Here is an 18,830-nt window from a genome sequence, read left to right on the forward strand (position 1 = left end):
TGCCTGAGTTGTGTAAAAAGTGCGTAAAATCAGCAATAACGGCTTTTTTCAAAATGCTCTAATAAACAATTTTGTTGGCAATGAAACACTGTGAGAATTGTGGATAATGTGGATAGATCCGTGGATAATAATTCCTTTTCCTTGAAAATACCGATTTAACGCATAAAAAAGACCCCGAAGGGTCTTTTGAAGTAGAGAGTTATACACGGAACCTGTGTATAGAGCTGTGGATAACTATTTATGAACAAATCTAGAACGATGAAAAAATATTTATAAGGAGGATTTACATTATTCGTCAGCAAGGATTTCCCATTCGCTAAAGAAATCTGTCAGCTGAGATTTTTTGTTCTTCAGGTCCTCTTCATAACCTTGAAGTGCTAAATAATCCTGATAAACTTCAGGTTTAGTCATTTCATGCTCTATAAATACGATTGATTCTTCAAGTGAGGCAATTTTCTCCTCAAGCTCTGCGATACGCCGTTTGCGGTTACGCTCTTCACGCTTAGCCTGCTTGTCTGCTTCAAAAGAGGTTACAGCGCTTTTTTCAGGTACAGCATTGTCCTTATTGACGTTTTTAGTAGCTAGTTCAGCGGCATCTTTTGCAATCTCTTCTAATTCTCGTTTCTTCTCGACATAGTCATCGTAGTTGCCGAGGTATTGGTCGATCCCTTCGGGATGTAGCTCCAGTACCCGTTCCGCCATTTTGTTCAAAAAATAACGGTCATGGGAGATGAACAGCAGGGTGCCTTCGAAATCAATTAAAGCAGATTCCAGAACTTCACGGCTGACCAGATCCAAATGGTTGGTAGGTTCATCGAGAATTAGCATATTTGCACCGCGGAGCATTAGTTTAGATAACGAAACCCGAGCTTTTTCGCCGCCGCTGAGTGCGGAAATCTTCTTAAGAACATCCTCTCCGCTAAAAAGGAAATTACCAAGGATCGTACGAATTCTGGCTTCCTCGATCATTGGATATTCACTCCACAGTTCTTCCATAACCGTATTTTGTGGATTAAGGCGGGTCTGTTCCTGATCATAATAAGCAATTTTTACTTTAGTGCCCCAATTCACCGTTCCAGCAGAAGGCTCACGGGTTCCGGTCATACACTGCAGCAGTGTGGATTTACCGATACCATTGGGACCGATCAGGGCAGCAGTCTCCCCACGACGAAGCTCAAAAGAAGCGTCCTTGAATAAAGGTGAACCTTCATTAAAGGCAACCGCAACATTGCGCACTTGAAGCACCTCTTTTCCAGACATGAAGTCTGGCTCAAAGGAGAAGCTAGCCTTCTTCAGATCGCCCATTGGACGATCTAGACGATCCATCTTCTCAAGCGCTTTGCGTCTGCTCTGCGCACGTTTTGTGGTGGAAGCCCGGACAATATTTTTCTGAACGAAATCCTCCATTCGAGAAATTTCATCCTGTTGCTTCTCATATTGCTTCATCCGTGCTTCATATTCGGCAGCCTTCAAATCTACATAACGACTGTAGTTACCCGTATAACGCCGGGACTGGTGCCGCTCGATCTCTACAATAGTGGTCACGAGACGGTCTAGGAAATAACGGTCATGGGATACAACCAGAATCCCGCCAGCATAGCTGCGGAGGTAATCCTCCAGCCACGTTAACGTTTCGATATCCAGATGGTTAGTAGGCTCATCCAGCATCAGAAGATCTGGAGCCTGAAGCAAAATACGGGCCAGCGCGAGCCGGGTCTTTTGGCCTCCACTAAGGGTAGAAATGGGTGTATCTGGTGGGAAATCACTGAAGCCCATGCCGTGTAGGACACTGCGAATCCGTGTATTCATTTCATAGCCGCCGTGGTCCTTGAACCAATCCGAGCGCCGCGCATATCGTTCAAGCAGTTCTTCGTACCGCTTGGGGTCTTCCGCGAGCTTAGGATCAGCAATACTTACTTCTAACTCTCTCAGCTCAGTTTCGGCTTCGATCAGCGGAGCGAAGACCGCCATCATTTCTTCATGAATGGTTTTGTCAGATTGCAGTCCGCTATTCTGAGCTAAATATCCGATTGTTGTTTCTTTTGATTTATGAATTTGACCGCTGTCATAAGACATCTCACCGGCCAGAATTTGTAGAAAAGTTGATTTGCCGGCACCATTCACACCCACTAGCCCGACACGTTCCTTTTCATTTACCTGTAGGCTTATGCCATCCAGTACGTTCTGTATACCATATGATTTAGTAATTCCTGTCGCTTGAAGAAGCATAACGATGAAACCTCCACCCTTGCATATTTCGCCTTGGTATTTATCCCTCAGCCGTATGAACAACTTATTCTATAGTTTACATGAAAAGCGTTTCCCAAGCGAGGGTTCGATCTAATGTAAGGAGGGAATAACGACCTAGTCCGATAACACAGTTCTATCCACCTTGGCGAACCGGGGAGAAGAGTGGTAAACTGGATTTACAAACAAGGATAAGCTAGGGATGAATAAGAGGGGGAGGCCGACAATGTCCAGCAAGGAGTCGGAGATCTCCAAAGTAAAGCAACAATTACGAACGGAGAAGACCATCGCCCGAAACGAGCTGTCTTCGGACCAGAGAAGTAAACTATCATCTGAAGTCTGCCACTATGCATTGGAGTGGCTGGAGACGAAGGGTATAACTTCACTAATGGCCTATGTGTCTTTTCGTTCAGAGCTTGATACCCGCCCACTTATCACACAGGCGTGGAAAGATCAGCGTAAGGTGCTGTTGCCGCGTGTAATTCCAGCAAGTGGTGAAATGAGTGTCCACGCGGTGAATGCATGGAGCGATTTAGAGCCGGGGGCTTATGGAATCCATGAACCTATTGTCTCCAGCAGAGATTTATTAGAGATTGAAGAGATTAAGCTACCTGCTGTTGTGTTCGTACCAGGGCTAGCATTTGATCTTCAAGGCGGCAGGCTTGGCTACGGTCGAGGATACTATGACCGGCTACGTGCGTCTTGGGAGAAAGCCGGGTACGTTAGCGCACAGCCCCCGATATGGATCGGGTTAGCTTACGGCATGCAGTTGGTTCCAAGGGTGCCGATGGATGAGCATGATGCTTTAATGGACATGCTGATTACTGAAAATGGTATAGTGCACTGCCGAAAAGGAGAGTGAGCCATGGAATTGACCCATTTCAACGAGCAGGGAAGAGCTCGTATGGTGGATGTGAGTGAGAAGGAGATTACGAAGCGGACAGCTGTCGCGCGGAGTATGATCAAGATGGCTGCTGGAACGCTGAGCGCCATTAAGAGTGGCAAGATCAGCAAAGGTGATGTCCTTGCTGTTGCACAGATCGCCGGGATTATGGCGGCTAAGAAGACGTCAGACTGGATTCCTATGTGCCACCCGCTGCCACTTACCGGTATTGATATCAGCTTCTCCGATAACAGCGAAGATGAACTTTATATAGAAGCAACAGTCCGTACTACAGGAAAAACCGGAGTAGAGATGGAAGCCTTAACCGCTGTTTCTGCCTCAGCACTAACGGTGTACGACATGTGTAAGGCTATTCAGAAGGATATGATTATCGGACCGACGCTTCTGGTATCTAAGAGCGGGGGCAAGAACGGAGATTATGCGCTCGAATAAGTATCAGCTGCTTTTGTTCGAAGCGCTGAGGCGAGCAGGCTGAACTGTACAGCCAACTATACATATAGAGAGGAAGGACAAACCTATGGCGTGGAAGACAGCAATCCTAACGGCCAGTGATAAAGGGGCCAGGGGCGAACGGGAAGACACGAGCGCCCAGGTTATTCGGGAGCTGGTGGAAGAGGAACTAGGTGGCGAGATCATTGAATATCGAATCGTTCCCGATGAACAAGATGAGATTATCGCAGCCTTGATTGAACTGACAGACTATTTTCAGGCAGATTTGGTACTGACCACCGGAGGCACAGATCTGGCAATTCGTGATGTAACCCCGGACGCTACTCGACGAGTGGTAGAACGGGAAGTGCCTGGGCTCTCAGAAGCTATGCGAAGCACAGTGATGCAAAAAAACCGTGCAGCTATGCTTTTTCGTGGGATATGCGGCATTCGCGGTCGCACGTTGATTGTCAATTTACCTGGAACGCCGAAGGGTGTTCATGAGAATCTGGCAGCTATTATGGATCAATTACCGGAAGCACTGCTCATGGTAACTGGCCAATACCGTCAATAACCCTTTGTCATCTTCTTGTCACGTCACAATGATAATCTATTTATAGAAGAAAGTGGATGTAACTGTGACATAAGTTATGGTATTATTAAATTAAAGTAAACGATACCATGAACGGACAGGTGGACAAGGAGGAATAATAATGTTTAGTGGAATTGGTACTCCTGGTATTATTTTGTTGGTCATACTGGCACTTCTGCTCTTTGGCCCAAATAAACTGCCAGAGCTAGGCCGTGCAGTTGGACGAACCTTCCGTGAATTTAAGGAAGGCGCGCGTGAAATCATCGGGGATAATGAACCGGTGAAGAAGAGCGAAGCTCCTGTGCCGACGGCCCCGCAAACGGTCGCTGCAGATATTCCTCAGGACAAACGCCTGCCGGAATAATAGAAGATCTTTCAATGGGGCAATCTCAGGAGTCTACTAGACTTGAGGAGACGCCCCTTTTTCTTTGCTTTCCGCAGCAACGGACACTGCTTTGAAGAAAGTTAGTGTTATCTTTTTTACTCTTGTCATGGGATGGTGTCTGGATGTCTCTGAAATCGGAAGAAATGTCGGTGGTGGATCATCTCACCGAGCTGCGCAAACGGATTATTTATGTGTTAATCGTATTTGTCCTTGGATTAATTGGCGGTTTATTTTGTGCAAAGCCCATTTACGATTATTTGATTAGCACGGACCTGGCGCAAGGTTTTGTTCTGCATGCATTCTCATTCTGGGATGGCATTGGGATGTACATGAAGATCGCGATGGCCGTTTCGCTAGTGATTTCTGTCCCGTTTATTGCCTACCAGCTGTGGGCATTTATCAGTCCGGGCCTGCGGCCGGAGGAGCGAAGTGCGACACTTCGTTATGTTCCCTATGTGTTTGTTCTTTTCCTTATCGGTCTTTCTTTTGCTTATTATATTGTTTTTCCAATGGCACTTTCGTTCACGATCTCAATTACCAGAAGCATGGGACTGGAAGAGACCTACGGGATTGCACAGTATTTTAACTTCATGTTCAGCCTGGTATTGCCGCTGGCATTGCTGTTTGAACTTCCATTGCTGGTGATGTTTCTGACCAAACTAAGAGTACTCAACCCGCTACGCTTGCGTAAAATGCGTCGGTACGCCTATTTCACGCTTGTTTTTATTGCTGTAGTTATCACGCCCCCGGATTTTATCTCAGACTTTCTGGTGACGATTCCACTGCTCATTTTGTATGAGTTCAGTGTATTTTTATCTGCATTTGTCTATCGCAAGCAACTTGCTGCGGACGCGGCACGGGATGAACGGTATGTTCAGAAGCAGGAGTGAGGAGAGAGGCTGCCGCTAAGTAGATTTTCTACGAATGTGGCAGCTTTTTTGCTATAAGTTGATTTCATTAGTTGGATTGAATACACTTAGTAAGTAATTGTTATCGATCAGGATCATTAGATGCAAAGGTCTAACCATTCTAGCAACCTTCATATCTATAAGGGGTGAGAGGAAAGCGCTGGAATCCTACGCATATTTTCAAAACCCGTGGATACAATGTAATAGAGTGTGTGCTTGGACAAGCATTGAAACGTATTTTTTTGCGAAAACTAATACGAATTTGTGTAAAAAGACTTGAAATCCGGGCTCAAGTTGAGTATCATAAAAATTGTTGTTAGCACTGCACGCTGTTGAGTGCTAACGCTCTTGAAAAATAGGAGATGGGCTGGAGATTAGCAGGGTTCCATTGATATTTTTCAAGAACATCACAGCATTCTAAGTTTGACCGGTAAGTTCTAAACTATGTTTTGAAGCAAAATAACATAATTTTAAAGGAGGCTATTTTTTCATGATCAAACCATTAGGTGAACGCGTATTGGTGCTACCGAGCGAGCAGGAGGAAACAACTTCATTCGGGATTGTGCTTCCGGACTCCTCGAAAGAAAAGCCACAAGAAGGAACTATTATTGCAGTAGGCAGCGGAGCTTTGAAAGATGGAGTACGTGTAGCGCTTGAAGTTAAAGAAGGCGACCGTGTTCTTTTCTCAAAATATGCAGGTACAGAAATCAAATATGAAGGTAAAGAATATTTGATTATGAAAGAAAGCGACATTCACGCGATTCTTGACTAAGCAAGAGTCGATCATAAGCTAAATCTAAACTACTTAAAGTAATATGATATACAAAAAATTCTAGGAGGTAATTACACAATGGCTAAAGAAATTAAATTCAGTGAAGAAGCTCGCCGCTCTATGCTTCGTGGTGTAGATGCTCTGGCAAACGCGGTAAAAGTTACACTTGGACCAAAAGGCCGCAACGTGGTGCTTGAGAAGAAATTTGGTAGCCCACTCATCACTAACGATGGTGTAACGATCGCTAAAGAAATCGAACTTGAAGATGCATTCGAGAACATGGGTGCTCAACTGGTTAAAGAAGTTGCTACTAAGACTAATGATGTAGCCGGTGACGGTACTACAACTGCAACGGTTCTGGCTCAAGCTATGATCCGCGAAGGTCTGAAGAACGTAACTGCTGGTGCTAACCCAATGGTTATCCGTAAAGGTATCGACAAAGCGGTTCGTGCAGCTGTTGAAGAATTGCAAAAAATCGCTAAGCCTATCGAAGATTCCCAAGCTATCGCTCAAGTAGCTGCTATCTCTGCTGCTGACGATGAAGTAGGTCAATTGATCGCTGAAGCTATGGAAAAAGTAGGTAAAGACGGTGTTATCACTGTTGAAGAATCCCGTGGATTCGCTACTGAGCTTGAAGTAGTAGAAGGTATGCAATTCGACCGTGGTTACATTTCCCCATACATGATTACTGATACAGACAAAATGGAAGCTGTTTTGGAGAATCCATACATCTTGATCACTGATAAAAAAATCAGCAGCACTCAAGAAATTCTTCCATTGCTTGAAAAAATCGTTCAACAAGCTAGACCGCTTGTTATTATCGCTGAAGATATCGAAGGCGAAGCACAAGCTATGCTGATCGTGAACAAACTGCGTGGAACATTCAACGCTGTTGCTGTTAAAGCTCCTGGCTTTGGCGACCGTCGTGAAGCTATGCTGCAAGATATCGCTGCCCTGACTGGTGGCCAAGTGATCACTGAGAAGCTCGGTCTTGATCTGAAGAGCACTTCCATTGAACAACTGGGTAACGCACGTCAAGTACGCGTAACTAAAGAAAACACAACAATCGTAGACGGAAGCGGCGACAAAGCGGACATCAATGCACGCGTAAGCCAAATCCGTGCTCAACTGGAAGAAACAACTTCCGAGTTCGACAAAGAGAAATTGCAAGAGCGTTTGGCTAAATTGGCTGGCGGCGTAGCCGTTGTCAAAGTTGGCGCTGCAACTGAAACTGAACTTAAAGAGCGCAAACTTCGCATCGAAGATGCCCTGAACGCAACTCGCGCAGCGGTTGAAGAAGGTATCGTATCCGGTGGGGGTACAGCTCTTGTGAACGTATATAACGCTGTTGCTGCTGTAGACGTAACTGGTGACGAGAAAACTGGCGTTAACATCGTGCTTCGCGCGTTGGAAGAGCCAATTCGCACCATCGCAGCTAACGCTGGTCAAGAAGGTTCCGTAATTGTGGACCGCTTGAAAAAAGAAGAAGTAGGTATCGGCTACAACGCTGCTACTGGTGAATGGGTGAACATGTTCGAAGCGGGTATCGTTGACCCTGCTAAAGTAACTCGTTCCGCGCTTCAAAATGCTGCATCCGTAGCGGCTATGTTCTTGACTACTGAAGCAGTTATCGCTGACAAGCCTGAGCCTGAAAAAGGCGGCGGCATGCCAGATATGGGCGGCATGGGTGGAATGGGCGGCATGATGTAAGGAAATCATTATCGAAGCAATTCGATGATGAGTTTCCTTGAGAGGAAACACCATTTGACCACATAGTACAAAAATGAGAGACCTTTCATAAGTTCATTGAACTTTTGAGAGGTCTCTCATTTTTTTGTGGGTATAATTTAATCTAATTCTTGCTCTAAAACAGTTTTTACTAAACGACGTACTTCATCTGTTGATCTTGTATCCATTAATTGATTTCTTAGTTCGCCTGCGCCTCTAAATCCACGAACATAGATTTTGAAAAAGCGAAGAAGTGGTTTAAATAAACGTGGCTCAAGTTCATTTGAATATTTATCGTGAAGATCCAGCTGTAAAAGAAGTAAATTGAGAAAATCCTTCGCGCTGTGTTCTTTAGGTTCTTTTTCAAAAGCAAATGGATTGGTGAAAATGCCGCGGCCAATCATGACTCCATCAACGCCGTATTGTTCTACTAATTTTAATCCTGTTGCGCGGTCAGGAATATCTCCATTAATAGTTAACAACGTATTTGGAGCAATTTCATCGCGTAATTTTTTTATTTCAGGGATTAGTTCCCAGTGTGCCTCTACTTTACTCATCTCTTTTTTTGTACGAAGGTGAATGGAAAGGTTCGCAATATCTTGTTTCAATATATGTCCTAGCCAATCGCGCCACTCGTCAATATCAGAGTATCCTAATCTTGTTTTAACACTAACCGGCAATCCACCTGCTTTTGCTGCTTGAATAATTTCTGCAGCAACTTCAGGATGTTTTATTAATCCAGCACCTTTTCCATTCGATGCAACGTTTTGTGCTGGGCACCCCATGTTTAAATCGATACCACGAAAACCAAGTTTTTTCATATCAATGCTCATCTGTTCAAAAAATACGGGTTTATCACCCCAAATATGAGCGACAATCGGTTGCTCATCTTCTGTGAACGTTAATCGACCACGTACGCTGTCTTTTCCTACAGGGTGACAATAGCTTTCTGTATTTGTGAATTCTGTGAAAAATACGTCGGGTTTTGCAGCTTCACTAACGACGTGCCGAAATACAACATCTGTGACATCTTCCATGGGCGCTAATATAAAAAACGGCTTCGGTAAATCAAGCCAAAAGTTTTGTTCGTTACTCATATTATCTCCTCTTGTTGTAATATATAAAAACGATATAAGGATAGCAAAGTCCTATACCCATCATACATAGTATCATTTTTTTTCGTTTGATGCACAGAATCAATGATATGAGAATGTTCATCCATGGCTATTTGTTTATAATCTGTTTATTGATACTTGTTATAATCCTGTAGATGAAAAGTTTGTAATATAAAGTCGAATCGTGTTAACGAATCGATTATAGACAAACGACATAACGCATCCAAAGAACAGGGGGATAAGCAAGTGAACAAAAAGCAATGGATAAGCTCTATATTGGCTGCTGCTGTATTATCAAGCCCTATCATTATGCCGACCAAAGGATCGGCAGCGGCTTCCTTTATTGATATTGATGGCTCATACGCAAAGAAAGCGATTGTTGAGCTATTCGATCAGGGGATAGTGACCGGTGTCGGAGAGAGTAAGTTCTATCCTACGTCGAATATTACAAGGCAGGATTTTGCAATTATTTTAGCAAAGACATTAAAGCTGGATGTTTCAAACCCTCCTGCACTGCCAACCTTTCTGGACGTTCCCACAAGCAACTACGCATACAGCTATGTAGAGGCAGCTGTCAAAGCCGGATTGATTAAGGGTACAGGCAGTAATCTTTTCGGTACGGGGCAAAATTTATCACGTCAGGATATGGTCGTCATGTTCGTGAGAGCATTGGGAGTCAATCCTACGGGTAAAGCTGGAACTTTACAATTTGCTGATAGTAGCCAAATTGCTGATTATTCCAAAGATTTTATAGCTGCTGCTGTGGAATATGGATTGATTACCGGATATAATAATTTTTTTAATCCTGATGCCAAAGTAGATCGTCAGGCCGTAGCTCTAGTAGCCTCTAAGTTTCTGAAGTTTAAGGAGAACGGAAACACTGAGCAGCCCGCCTCCACCCCAACTGCTCAACCGAGTAAAGAGCCGGTAACAGTGCCTACTCCTGTTGTTGGAGGGTCTTCCTCTTCGCAAAGTGAGCATAGCAGCAATTCAGATACAAATGCACCTATGGTTGAAAGTACCAAGTTCGAGGCGATCGACAACTACAACGGGACACAAGATCAGCTTCGCGGGTTAGCGGGAGCCATCGGGGAGCAAGGAGCAGTGGTACAAGCCTACCTGTGGACGGATGCGAATGAGAACGGTGAAGTAGATGCCGACGAATTAGGAACAGCCATCGCTTTAGGCACCAGCGAAGCAGACGGATCTGTGAATGCGGCCAATATTGGGGATCTGAACGCAGGAACGTATCGTTTCGTGATTACCGCTAAGGATTCATTCAATAATGAATCAGCGAAGAATGCTGCACATGTGGTTACGGTGACCTTAAGCAAAAACGAAGTTCCGGATACGAGTGCACCGGTAGTGGACGCAACTAAGTTCGAGGCGATCGACAACTACAACGGGACACAAGATCAGCTTCGCGGGTTAGCGGGAGCCATCGGGGAGCAAGGAGCAGCGGTACAAGCCTACCTGTGGACGGATGCGAATGAGAACGGTGAAGTAGATGCCGACGAATTAGGAACAGCCCTCGCATTAGGCACTAGTGCAGCAGACGGAGCTGTGAGTGCGGCCAATATTGGGGATCTGAACGCAGGAACGTATCGTTTCGTGATTACCGCTAAGGATTCATCCAATAATGAATCAGCGAAGAATGCTGCCCATGCCGTTACGGTGACCTTAAGCAAGAACGAAGTTCCGGATACGAGTGCACCGGTAGTGGACGCAACTAAGTTCGAGGCGATCGACAACTACAACGGGACACAAGATCAGCTTCGCGGGTTAGCGGGAGCTATCGGGGAGCAAGGAGCAGCGGTACAAGCCTACCTGTGGACGGATACGAATGAGAACGGTGAAGTAGATGCCGATGAGTTAGGAACAGCCCTCGCATTAGGCACCAGCGAAGCAGATGGAGCTGTGAGTGCGGCCAATATTGGGGATCTGAACGCAGGAACGTATCGTTTCGTGATTACCGCTAAGGATTCATCCAATAATGAATCAACGAAGAACGCTGCACATGCGGTTACAGTGACCTTAAGCAAAAACGAAGTTCCGGATACGACTGCACCGGTAGTGGACGCAGCCAAGTTCGAGGCGATCGACAACTACAACGGGACACAAGATCAGCTTCGCGGGTTAGCGGGAGCCATCGGGGAGCAAGGAGCAGCGGTACAAGCCTACCTGTGGACGGATGCGAATGAGAACGGCGAAGTAGATGCCGACGAATTAGGAACAGACATCGCATTAGGCACTAGTGCAGCAGACGGAGCTGTGAGTGCGGCCAATATTGGGGATCTGAACGCAGGAACGTATCGTTTCGTGATTACCGCTAAGGATTCATCCAATAATGAATCAACGAAGAACGCTGTACATGCGGTTACGATTGAGCTTGTTAATGGTGTTCTGACCACACCTACGGTTACTAGCTCTATATATGGCTTTGACGGAGGCGGCGGTTCAAAAACAAAACAACTGATAACGGGTTCTACACAATCGCGCATTCGCTTCGACTTTTTCTCCGGAGAAAGCTTTACGAATGCTGAAATTCAGGTAACGATGGAAGGCATTACCTTTACCACAAACGACTATTATACCATTAGTGGATGGACACATCCGACGAGTGATCAAATTAGCAATAATGGGCATACGTTAACTTTCACAGGAAGTAACATAGGTGTTTCGGATATCGCTTTTGAACTTCATAATAAAGTGATGCCGGCACCCGGGACCTATCTCATTAAGTTCAAAGCAGATGCGGATGGACCTGGAACAGCCAGATCTTATTCCGAGGAACAAGTCATTACCTTAATTATTTTGCCACCGGCTTAAACTAGAAGCTTCTCATGAGTTCTTTGAACTTGTGGGAAGCTTCTTTTTTTATGAAAAAATAGGATTGCTCAATATAGTCTAAATGAGTATTATGAGTAAGGTATGTTCATATAAAAATAGAGATAAACAGGATGGAGAGCACCATGAAAACAACACGTCAGAACGCATTGATTTTCTCGTTTACTTTTATGGCTTTTATTCTGGGTACGACGGAGTATATTATTGTTGGTTTACTCTCTGAAATATCCTCAAGCCTCGGAGTTACGCTTGCGACAGCCGGGGGATTGGTATCTGGTTTCGCGATTTCTTATGCCATTGGCACACCAATTATGATGTCCTTGTGCAGCCGTGTTCCGAAACGGATTACGATTCTTGTATCACTTGTATTGATTTTACTGCTAAATTTGTGGAGTGCTGTAACTGGAACTTACAGTATGCTGCTGGTGACTAGAATAGTTACTGCCATACTATGTGGCTTTGTTCTTTCTGTAGCCATTACGGTAGCGAATGAAGCGGTTGATCAGGAGAAGAGAGGCAAAGCGATTGCTACAATTTTGAGTGGTTTTGCTATTGCGAATGTTTTTGGTGTGCCGATCGGTACTTTCGTCGGGCAGTTTTTTAATTGGCCAGCAGCGTTTGTTCTGAATGGGATATTAGCTGGAGTTGCCATAGTCCTAAATTATATCTATATTCCACGCCAATTACCGAAACCTGTGCCTAGCTCACTCAAGGATCAGATCGGATTGCTCACAAACGGCCGCATTATTCTTGCATTTCTCATTCCGGTTACGGCAGTGGGAGCCGTATTTGTAATGTACACTTACATTACACCTATACTGGAGCAAGTCATGAACGTTCCTAAAAGCTCAGTTAGCGGTGTGCTGTTTGTATACGGAATTGCCACGATTGTCAGCAACTGGATTGGTGGCAAGGTTGCGACCGGGAATGCGGTTAGTAAGCTGAGATTCGTGTTCCTTATCCAAGCTGTGGTCTATGTTATCTTTAGTATGACCGCATCTGTTTCCATTCTAGGAATGATTGTGCTAATGGCTCTAGCCATGATGTCGAGTATTGTGAGCGCCCCTGCGCAGCTCTATTTGATTGACTTAGCTAAGCAATTCTCACCAAAAACGAAGGATCTTGCTGCCTCATTGAATCCAGTAGCCTCAAACCTGGGAATTGCAGGCGGGTCCGCGATCGGTGGAGTGGTTGCCGGGCATGGAGGATTAATCTCTCTTCCTATAGCTGCTGCCATCCTGGCGATATTGGCCTGTGTGATTACGTTGATATGTTATAAGATGGATCATCAAAGCCAAGCAGCGGTCATCACTCAGCATCATAACTTAACCTAATGAGATGATATAAAATATCCCGGCTTCATACGAGTTCATTGAACTTGTGTGGAGCCTTTTTTATATGGAAAGCTTCAAAGCGTTGACTTCCTACAGATTCAGTGCTAAACTTATCTTAAGTTAAAGATATTTAAAGTGAAGATAAAAACTCGATGCTATCCACCAAAGAGCTTGTACAGTAGAAAAAGATCTTTTTTTTAAGTAATATCTTAACATTAAGATAATTAAACTAAACCTTTTTGTTCTTGGGAATTATATTACGAGTCAAAATCAACTAAACATTAGGAGTGTATAACAATGAGAAACTTAAAAGGGATTCACCACGTTACAGCCATCACAAGCAGCGCAGAGAAAAATTACGAGTTTTTTACTTACGTGTTAGGTATGCGTCTAGTGAAGAAAACAGTTAATCAAGATGATATTCAGACGTATCATTTGTTTTTTGCAGATGATAAGGGCAGCGCCGGAACAGATATGACCTTCTTTGATTTTCCTAACATCCCTAAAGGGGTTCATGGAACTAACGAGATTGCGAAAACATCCTTCCGGGTACCAACAGATGCTTCATTAGACTACTGGGTTAAGCGTTTTGATCGGCTTGCAGTGAAGCATACCGGCATTAAAGAGCAATTCGGCAAAAAGACATTATCCTTCGTAGATTTCGATGATCAACAGTATCAACTTATTTCAGATGAATTGAATAAAGGTGTCGTATCAGGTACACCGTGGCAAAAAGGACCTATCCCTTTGGAGTATGCAATAACTGGCTTGGGACCGATCTTTGTACGAATTGCTGATTTCAACTACTTCAAAGAAGTATTGGAGAAAGTGATGTTGTTTAAAGAAATTGCTCAGGAAGAGACGTATCATTTATTTGAAGTTGGCGAAGGCGGAAACGGTGCACAAATTATTGTAGAGCATAACGAGTTCTTACCGAATTCACGCCAAGGTTTTGGGACTGTTCACCATGCTGCTTTCCGTGTAGAGGATCGTGCGATGCTGGACGAGTGGACAGAGCGTTTTGAAGGCTTTGGATTCCAAACTTCAGGATATGTAGATCGTCACTTCTTCGAGTCGTTGTATACACGTGTTGCACCACAAATATTGTTTGAGCTTGCCACTGACGGGCCAGGATTTATGGGAGATGAGGAATATGAGACCGTTGGCGAGAAGCTTTCTTTGCCACCTTTCTTGGAACCTAAACGTGAGCAAATTGAGAAGTTAGTCCGTCCTATTGATACCGTTAGAAGTACGATCGACTTTGTGAAAGAGTGAAGAAGGGGCTGAGGAAATTGATTTCAATGGATCCAAAGCACAACAGTGAACGGGAAAATTACAAATTATTAATTGGCACTATTATTCCTAGGCCAATAGCCTTTGTCACAACACAATCAGAAGAGGGTCTCTTAAATGGTGCACCTTTTAGCTATTTTAATATCGTTTCGTCCAATCCTCCAATGGTTTCATTGGCTATTCAAAGACCGGCAGGTCGTTTAAAAGATACAGCCCGTAATATTTACGATAATCAACAGTTTGTTGTGCATATTGTAGATGAGGAGAATGTTGCGAAGATCAATCAGACTGCAGCCACATTACCTGCTTCTGAAAGTGAAATTGAATTGGCGAATCTTACACCGATTCAAAGTACAAGTGTAGCTGTGCCTGGCGTTTTGGAAGCGAAGGTGCGGATGGAGTGCAAGCTTGTTCAAGCAATTCCTCTAGGGGGCGAAGAACCTGGGAGTGACTTGTTTATTGGCGAAATTGTTCAATTCCATATCGATGAATCGATCTATCAGGAAGGGCATATTGACCCGAGAGTTCTAAACGCTGTGAGCCGTTTGGCGGGAAATAATTACGCAACCCTTGGAGAGATTTTTACAATAGATAGGCCGGAATAAGCAACTATAGAATAGACCTGCTAGTAAGCAATGAAGCCTACTTAGCAGGTCTTTTTGTGTACCGAAGCTACAGCTCGTCCGCAACCCCCAACAAAGCAATCCCTAGAATCACAACGATAATAACGGCATATTGTGCCTTGCTTAGTTTTTCTTTGAGGAAGATTCGCGATAATATTACGGAAAAAATGCTGTATGAAGCAATAAGTGGTGCCGCGATAATCGCGTTGCTGGACATAGCAAATACGTAGAAGAATTGTCCGGTCGTTTCCAGAATGGCTGCGAAGCCCTTATCCCGTTCTTTAAATAGGTTGAACTTTACCTTTTTAAAAAATTTCAGGTATGTAAAAGACAAGATAGCACATATAAAGAAGGTGTATTCATACGCGAGCAGAGCTGCTTTTTCGCTAATCAGGCTGAGTTCATCCAAATAAATAGCATCGGCAAAGGTGCCAAGTCCATCGATTAGGCAGTATAGGATTGGAAAAATGATGGCGATCACGCCAATCTGATATTTTTTATCAATCTGTGTGGTGCTCTTTTGAAGCGCTTGGTGTTCTGCTTTCTTTTCCAAGATGGCGATCCCGATAATGCCCAAGGTGATAACGGCAACACCAACGATTTCAAGCGCCCCTAGCTCATGGGTGAAAAAGATAAATAATAATATCGTCGTTACAGCGCCAGATGAATTTTGTACGGGGGAGGCAATGGATAACTCAATATATCTGAGTCCAATATAACCAACTGCCATCGACAGGATATAGAGTGCAGACACAGGGAAATATCGGATTAAGTCCATAGGATCAAAGGTTAATCCTTGAATGAGCATATAAGCTGTTGCGTGAATACCCATGACTATCCCCACGATAATGACAATCTTAATATGGCTATACCGATCCTGACTATCGGTCCCCTTTTTATAAAATAAGTCAGCCCCTCCCCAAGCGAAGGCTGTTAATAATGCAAACATAAACCACATAATCATTGCTCCTTGCTGTAGATTAAAATCCCCGCCGATTATACCAGATTAGATTCTACACAGGGTGCTCATTTCATCACACATAAAAAATACACCCTCTAGAATCGACCGGACAAACCAAAGGTTTATCAAATGTCTATTCTAAAGGGTGTACTTCATAACATAACAGAGGGGTAAGGCGCTATCTTAACGTAGAGTTTTCAATGCGCCACTCCAAGCCAAGACTTGATCCAGCATCCCATTAAGATTGGTAAGATGCAGATCCGCTGGTTTAAACACAGTTCCGTTCTCGAAATCAGTGAACAGTGACAATGCAGGGTGTACACGAACGTCTGCTACAGATAGTTCTCCCAAGATTCCGCGTAGATGTTCAGCTGCACGAGCGCCCCCTACGGAACCATAACTTACGATACCTGCTGCTTTATTATTCCAAGCTTCACGGGCATAATCGAGCGCATTTTTCAGTGATGCAGAAATACTGTGGTTATATTCTTGTACGATAAATACGAAACCGTCTAGTGTAGCAAGTTTAGTGTTCCATGCTGTTGCTTGTTCAGTTGCATCAGCCTCACCCAATAGTGGAAGCTTGAAATCTGCAATATCTATGATCTCATAATTAGCATCCCCGCGTGCATCCGCAATCTTTTTAACCCATTCTCCTACTTGCGGGCTTAAACGACCTTGACGAGTACTTCCGAGAATAATACCGATGTTTAATTTTGACATTGTTTGTTCCTCCTCAATTTTTGTTCTACCAAATAGTTTGTCTAGAAATCCCATGAAGTACACAACCTTTAAAAATTATTTATCTCAAGAGTAGTAAACTCTGGTTGTCTTTAAGTTAAGTATCTTTAAGATGAGATAATAATACCGCACATAGTGTGCTTTGTCAAGCAACTTTATAATAGTTAGTCTATAGCTTTGCTTCACCTTTACAAAATTAGTTGTTAGGAATATAATTGTTTAAGCAACTATTAAAACAGTGTTAATTGAGAAGGGATACGATCATGACGACAAAGCATAACCAATCCGAGCTTACGTTAGGATTTATGATGGGCACGACTTATCGTAAATTAAGCATGTTATTTCAAAGTGGGCTGAAAGAACATGATATAACACCGGAGCAATGGTCAGTCCTTTTTCATATTGACAGAACGGAAGGTTTGATTCAGAAGGACATTGCTAAGCGCTCTGGTAAGGATAAGCCAACTACAACGCGAATTCTGGATCATTTGGAAGGAAAGGGACTGATCTATAAAAGAACCGGTGAGAACGATCGGCGTTCTTTTAAAGTCTATATTACGGAAAAAGGAAGGTCTCTGGTGAAGGAAACCGTTCCTATTGAAGATAAGGTGACAGAAGAGATTATGAACTGTATTTCTAGTAAGGAATATGAGTTGCTCATGGAATTGCTGCTAAGAATAAACAATCATGTAGATCAAATAACAGATGGAGAGTAGGAAGGCAAGTTATGTTAGAACAACAAGAACTACGTACGAAATTATGGACCAAATCTTTTATTGCTTTAACGATTAGTGCTTTATTTTTATTTATGAATTTACAGATGTTGTTATCTTCGTTTCCGTCTTACGTAAAAAGCGAATTTCAGGCCGGAGATATTATGGTCAGCCTCGTTACCAGCGTCTTTGCATTAACTGCGATCGCTTCACGTTTTATGACCGCTTTTCTGATGCGGAAGGTTAGCCGCAATGTATTATTATATATTGGCTTAGCAATTGCCGCCGCTATTACCGGCCTTTATGTTGTAGCAGATTCTATCGGATCACTGCTGCTGATGCGTGTGGGCTATGGGATTGGATTCGGGATTGCCAGCACGATTATCCCAACGATTGTTTCACAGATTATTCCAAGCAAAAGAATGGGTGAAGGGATAGGTTATTTCGGTTTATCCACCAGCCTGGCGATGTCGATCGGTCCAATGATTGGCTTGAATGTGATGAAACAATCGGGTTTTGGAACACTGGCTATGATCGGTATGGTAACTTTACTTCTTGCTTTTCCAGTACTTTTATTTTCTCGTTCACTTCCAGCGCAACCGAAAAAAAAGCCTACCCCAACTCAAAGCGAATCCACCAAACCTCTCAAGGTTCCGTTTAATACAAAGTTAGTATTGCCTGCCATTCTAAATGTCATGTTGGCAATTACCTACGGGGGATTGCTAAGCTTTATCGCTTTATTCGGCGAATCAGTTCATCTGGAGCAAGTGGGTTTGTTCTTTTTATTTAATGCGGTTACGATCATCATTATAAGACCTATCTCCGGCAGATTATTTGATAAAAGAGGACCAGCTTCTGTCCTAATTCCGGCGGCGGTTTGCGTCGTTGCAAGCTTAACTGTGCTTTCTTATACGACCTCTATGCCAATGCTCATCGTTTCTGCACTGCTGTATGGACTTGGTTTCGGTGCTATTCAGCCAACGATCCAGGCTTGGATGCTTCGCACCTCAACACCTGCACAATATGGTATGGCCAACAGTATGTTCTATAACTCAACGGATTTGGGTGTAGCCAGCGGAGCCATTATTCTGGGGGCAATCTCGGCAGCAACTGATTATGGGATAATGTATCGTTATTCGGCTGGGTTTATGGTGTTGTTCCTTATCGTGTATGTGGGGATTCAGATTAACAAGGCTAGAGTGAATCCTTCAACCTTAAGTCAATAGGGTTCGGAGATT

The 18,830-nt window shown here is 43.8% G+C and carries 17 protein-coding genes; 13 read left to right on the top strand and 4 right to left on the bottom strand.

Going from position 1 to position 18,830, the window contains the following annotated elements; all coding sequences use genetic code 11:
• Positions 1-288: 288 nt before the first annotated feature.
• Entirely contained in the window at positions 289-2,229 is a 1,941-nt protein-coding gene (locus tag NST58_RS05575) for an ABC-F family ATP-binding cassette domain-containing protein (RefSeq protein ID WP_339246652.1), read from the bottom strand.
• A gap of 244 nt (positions 2,230-2,473) precedes the next feature.
• Here NST58_RS05575 and NST58_RS05580 point away from each other — a divergent pair, with 244 nt between their 5' ends.
• The 7 genes from NST58_RS05580 (at position 2,474) to groL (ending at position 7,947) form a co-directional block, all read left to right on the top strand.
• Positions 2,474-3,109: a 5-formyltetrahydrofolate cyclo-ligase gene (locus tag NST58_RS05580; RefSeq protein WP_076129225.1), complete on the top strand. Its 636-nt coding sequence runs from the start codon at positions 2,474-2,476 to the stop codon at positions 3,107-3,109.
• 3 nt (positions 3,110-3,112) lie between these two features.
• Entirely contained in the window at positions 3,113-3,583 is a 471-nt protein-coding gene (moaC, locus tag NST58_RS05585; protein WP_076129224.1) for a cyclic pyranopterin monophosphate synthase MoaC, read from the top strand.
• 85 nt (positions 3,584-3,668) lie between these two features.
• A complete protein-coding gene (locus tag NST58_RS05590) occupies positions 3,669-4,154 on the top strand; it encodes a MogA/MoaB family molybdenum cofactor biosynthesis protein (RefSeq protein WP_036676512.1) in 486 nt (161 codons plus the stop codon).
• Positions 4,155-4,293: 139 nt separating this feature from the next.
• On the top strand, positions 4,294-4,536 hold the full coding sequence (locus NST58_RS05595; protein ID WP_036676510.1) for a twin-arginine translocase TatA/TatE family subunit: 243 nt from the start codon (positions 4,294-4,296) through the stop codon (positions 4,534-4,536).
• A 143-nt stretch (positions 4,537-4,679) separates the two neighbouring features.
• Positions 4,680-5,447 carry a twin-arginine translocase subunit TatC gene (tatC, locus tag NST58_RS05600; protein ID WP_038568942.1) on the top strand — a complete coding sequence of 256 codons (768 nt, stop codon included), beginning with the start codon at positions 4,680-4,682 and terminating at the stop codon, positions 5,445-5,447.
• A 508-nt stretch (positions 5,448-5,955) separates the two neighbouring features.
• On the top strand, positions 5,956-6,237 hold the full coding sequence (gene groES / locus NST58_RS05605; protein ID WP_036676506.1) for a co-chaperone GroES: 282 nt from the start codon (positions 5,956-5,958) through the stop codon (positions 6,235-6,237).
• Between the two features lie 78 nt (positions 6,238-6,315).
• Positions 6,316-7,947, top strand: coding sequence for a chaperonin GroEL (gene groL, locus NST58_RS05610; protein ID WP_076129222.1), 1,632 nt, complete (start codon positions 6,316-6,318; stop codon positions 7,945-7,947).
• A 137-nt stretch (positions 7,948-8,084) separates the two neighbouring features.
• On the opposite strand, the gene NST58_RS05615 is transcribed toward groL, so the two are convergent.
• A complete protein-coding gene (locus NST58_RS05615) occupies positions 8,085-9,062 on the bottom strand; it encodes a tRNA-dihydrouridine synthase (RefSeq protein ID WP_076129221.1) in 978 nt (325 codons plus the stop codon).
• 264 nt (positions 9,063-9,326) lie between these two features.
• On the opposite strand from NST58_RS05615, the gene NST58_RS05620 reads away from it, so the two are divergent.
• From NST58_RS05620 to NST58_RS05635, 4 genes are all read left to right on the top strand, one after another.
• Positions 9,327-11,909: an S-layer homology domain-containing protein gene (locus NST58_RS05620; protein WP_339246657.1), complete on the top strand. Its 2,583-nt coding sequence runs from the start codon at positions 9,327-9,329 to the stop codon at positions 11,907-11,909.
• A gap of 143 nt (positions 11,910-12,052) precedes the next feature.
• The gene (locus NST58_RS05625; RefSeq protein WP_076187297.1) at positions 12,053-13,261 is read left to right on the top strand and encodes an MFS transporter; all 1,209 of its coding nucleotides are present in this window, start codon (positions 12,053-12,055) and stop codon (positions 13,259-13,261) included.
• A gap of 297 nt (positions 13,262-13,558) precedes the next feature.
• A complete protein-coding gene (locus NST58_RS05630) occupies positions 13,559-14,536 on the top strand; it encodes a ring-cleaving dioxygenase (RefSeq protein ID WP_076187299.1) in 978 nt (325 codons plus the stop codon).
• A gap of 17 nt (positions 14,537-14,553) precedes the next feature.
• Positions 14,554-15,159: a flavin reductase family protein gene (locus NST58_RS05635; RefSeq protein ID WP_076187301.1), complete on the top strand. Its 606-nt coding sequence runs from the start codon at positions 14,554-14,556 to the stop codon at positions 15,157-15,159.
• A gap of 67 nt (positions 15,160-15,226) precedes the next feature.
• Here NST58_RS05635 and NST58_RS05640 read toward each other — a convergent pair whose 3' ends face one another.
• Positions 15,227-16,135 (bottom strand): DMT family transporter, encoded by a 909-nt coding sequence (locus NST58_RS05640; RefSeq protein WP_076305589.1) that lies wholly within the window; start codon positions 16,133-16,135, stop codon positions 15,227-15,229.
• A gap of 186 nt (positions 16,136-16,321) precedes the next feature.
• Positions 16,322-16,861, bottom strand: a complete 540-nt coding sequence (locus tag NST58_RS05645; RefSeq protein WP_036676495.1) for an NADPH-dependent FMN reductase — start codon at positions 16,859-16,861, stop codon at positions 16,322-16,324.
• A 281-nt stretch (positions 16,862-17,142) separates the two neighbouring features.
• Here NST58_RS05645 and NST58_RS05650 point away from each other — a divergent pair, with 281 nt between their 5' ends.
• Complete coding sequence (locus NST58_RS05650) at positions 17,143-17,595, top strand: MarR family transcriptional regulator (protein ID WP_036676493.1); 453 nt, start codon at positions 17,143-17,145, stop codon at positions 17,593-17,595.
• An 11-nt stretch (positions 17,596-17,606) separates the two neighbouring features.
• Positions 17,607-18,818: an MFS transporter gene (locus NST58_RS05655; protein ID WP_076130619.1), complete on the top strand. Its 1,212-nt coding sequence runs from the start codon at positions 17,607-17,609 to the stop codon at positions 18,816-18,818.
• Positions 18,819-18,830: the final 12 nt, after the last annotated feature.

Source organism: Paenibacillus sp. FSL R10-2796 (genome assembly GCF_037965315.1).
Classification (GTDB): Bacteria; Bacillota; Bacilli; order Paenibacillales; family Paenibacillaceae; genus Paenibacillus_AQ; species Paenibacillus_AQ odorifer.

Excerpts from the sequence above, each read along its gene's own strand:
- NST58_RS05625 (WP_076187297.1), top strand. The coding sequence starts at position 12,053 with ATGAAAACAACACGTCAGAACGCATTGATTTTCTCGTTTACTTTTATG.
- NST58_RS05650 (WP_036676493.1), top strand. The coding sequence starts at position 17,143 with ATGACGACAAAGCATAACCAATCCGAGCTTACGTTAGGATTTATGATG.
- NST58_RS05640 (WP_076305589.1), bottom strand. The coding sequence starts at position 16,135 with ATGTGGTTTATGTTTGCATTATTAACAGCCTTCGCTTGGGGAGGGGCT.
- NST58_RS05630 (WP_076187299.1), top strand. The coding sequence starts at position 13,559 with ATGAGAAACTTAAAAGGGATTCACCACGTTACAGCCATCACAAGCAGC.
- groL (WP_076129222.1), top strand. The coding sequence starts at position 6,316 with ATGGCTAAAGAAATTAAATTCAGTGAAGAAGCTCGCCGCTCTATGCTT.
- NST58_RS05575 (WP_339246652.1), bottom strand. The coding sequence starts at position 2,229 with ATGCTTCTTCAAGCGACAGGAATTACTAAATCATATGGTATACAGAAC.
- moaC (WP_076129224.1), top strand. The coding sequence starts at position 3,113 with ATGGAATTGACCCATTTCAACGAGCAGGGAAGAGCTCGTATGGTGGAT.
- NST58_RS05645 (WP_036676495.1), bottom strand. The coding sequence starts at position 16,861 with ATGTCAAAATTAAACATCGGTATTATTCTCGGAAGTACTCGTCAAGGT.
- NST58_RS05590 (WP_036676512.1), top strand. The coding sequence starts at position 3,669 with ATGGCGTGGAAGACAGCAATCCTAACGGCCAGTGATAAAGGGGCCAGG.
- tatC (WP_038568942.1), top strand. The coding sequence starts at position 4,680 with ATGTCTCTGAAATCGGAAGAAATGTCGGTGGTGGATCATCTCACCGAG.
- NST58_RS05580 (WP_076129225.1), top strand. The coding sequence starts at position 2,474 with ATGTCCAGCAAGGAGTCGGAGATCTCCAAAGTAAAGCAACAATTACGA.
- NST58_RS05615 (WP_076129221.1), bottom strand. The coding sequence starts at position 9,062 with ATGAGTAACGAACAAAACTTTTGGCTTGATTTACCGAAGCCGTTTTTT.
- NST58_RS05595 (WP_036676510.1), top strand. The coding sequence starts at position 4,294 with ATGTTTAGTGGAATTGGTACTCCTGGTATTATTTTGTTGGTCATACTG.
- NST58_RS05655 (WP_076130619.1), top strand. The coding sequence starts at position 17,607 with ATGTTAGAACAACAAGAACTACGTACGAAATTATGGACCAAATCTTTT.
- groES (WP_036676506.1), top strand. The coding sequence starts at position 5,956 with ATGATCAAACCATTAGGTGAACGCGTATTGGTGCTACCGAGCGAGCAG.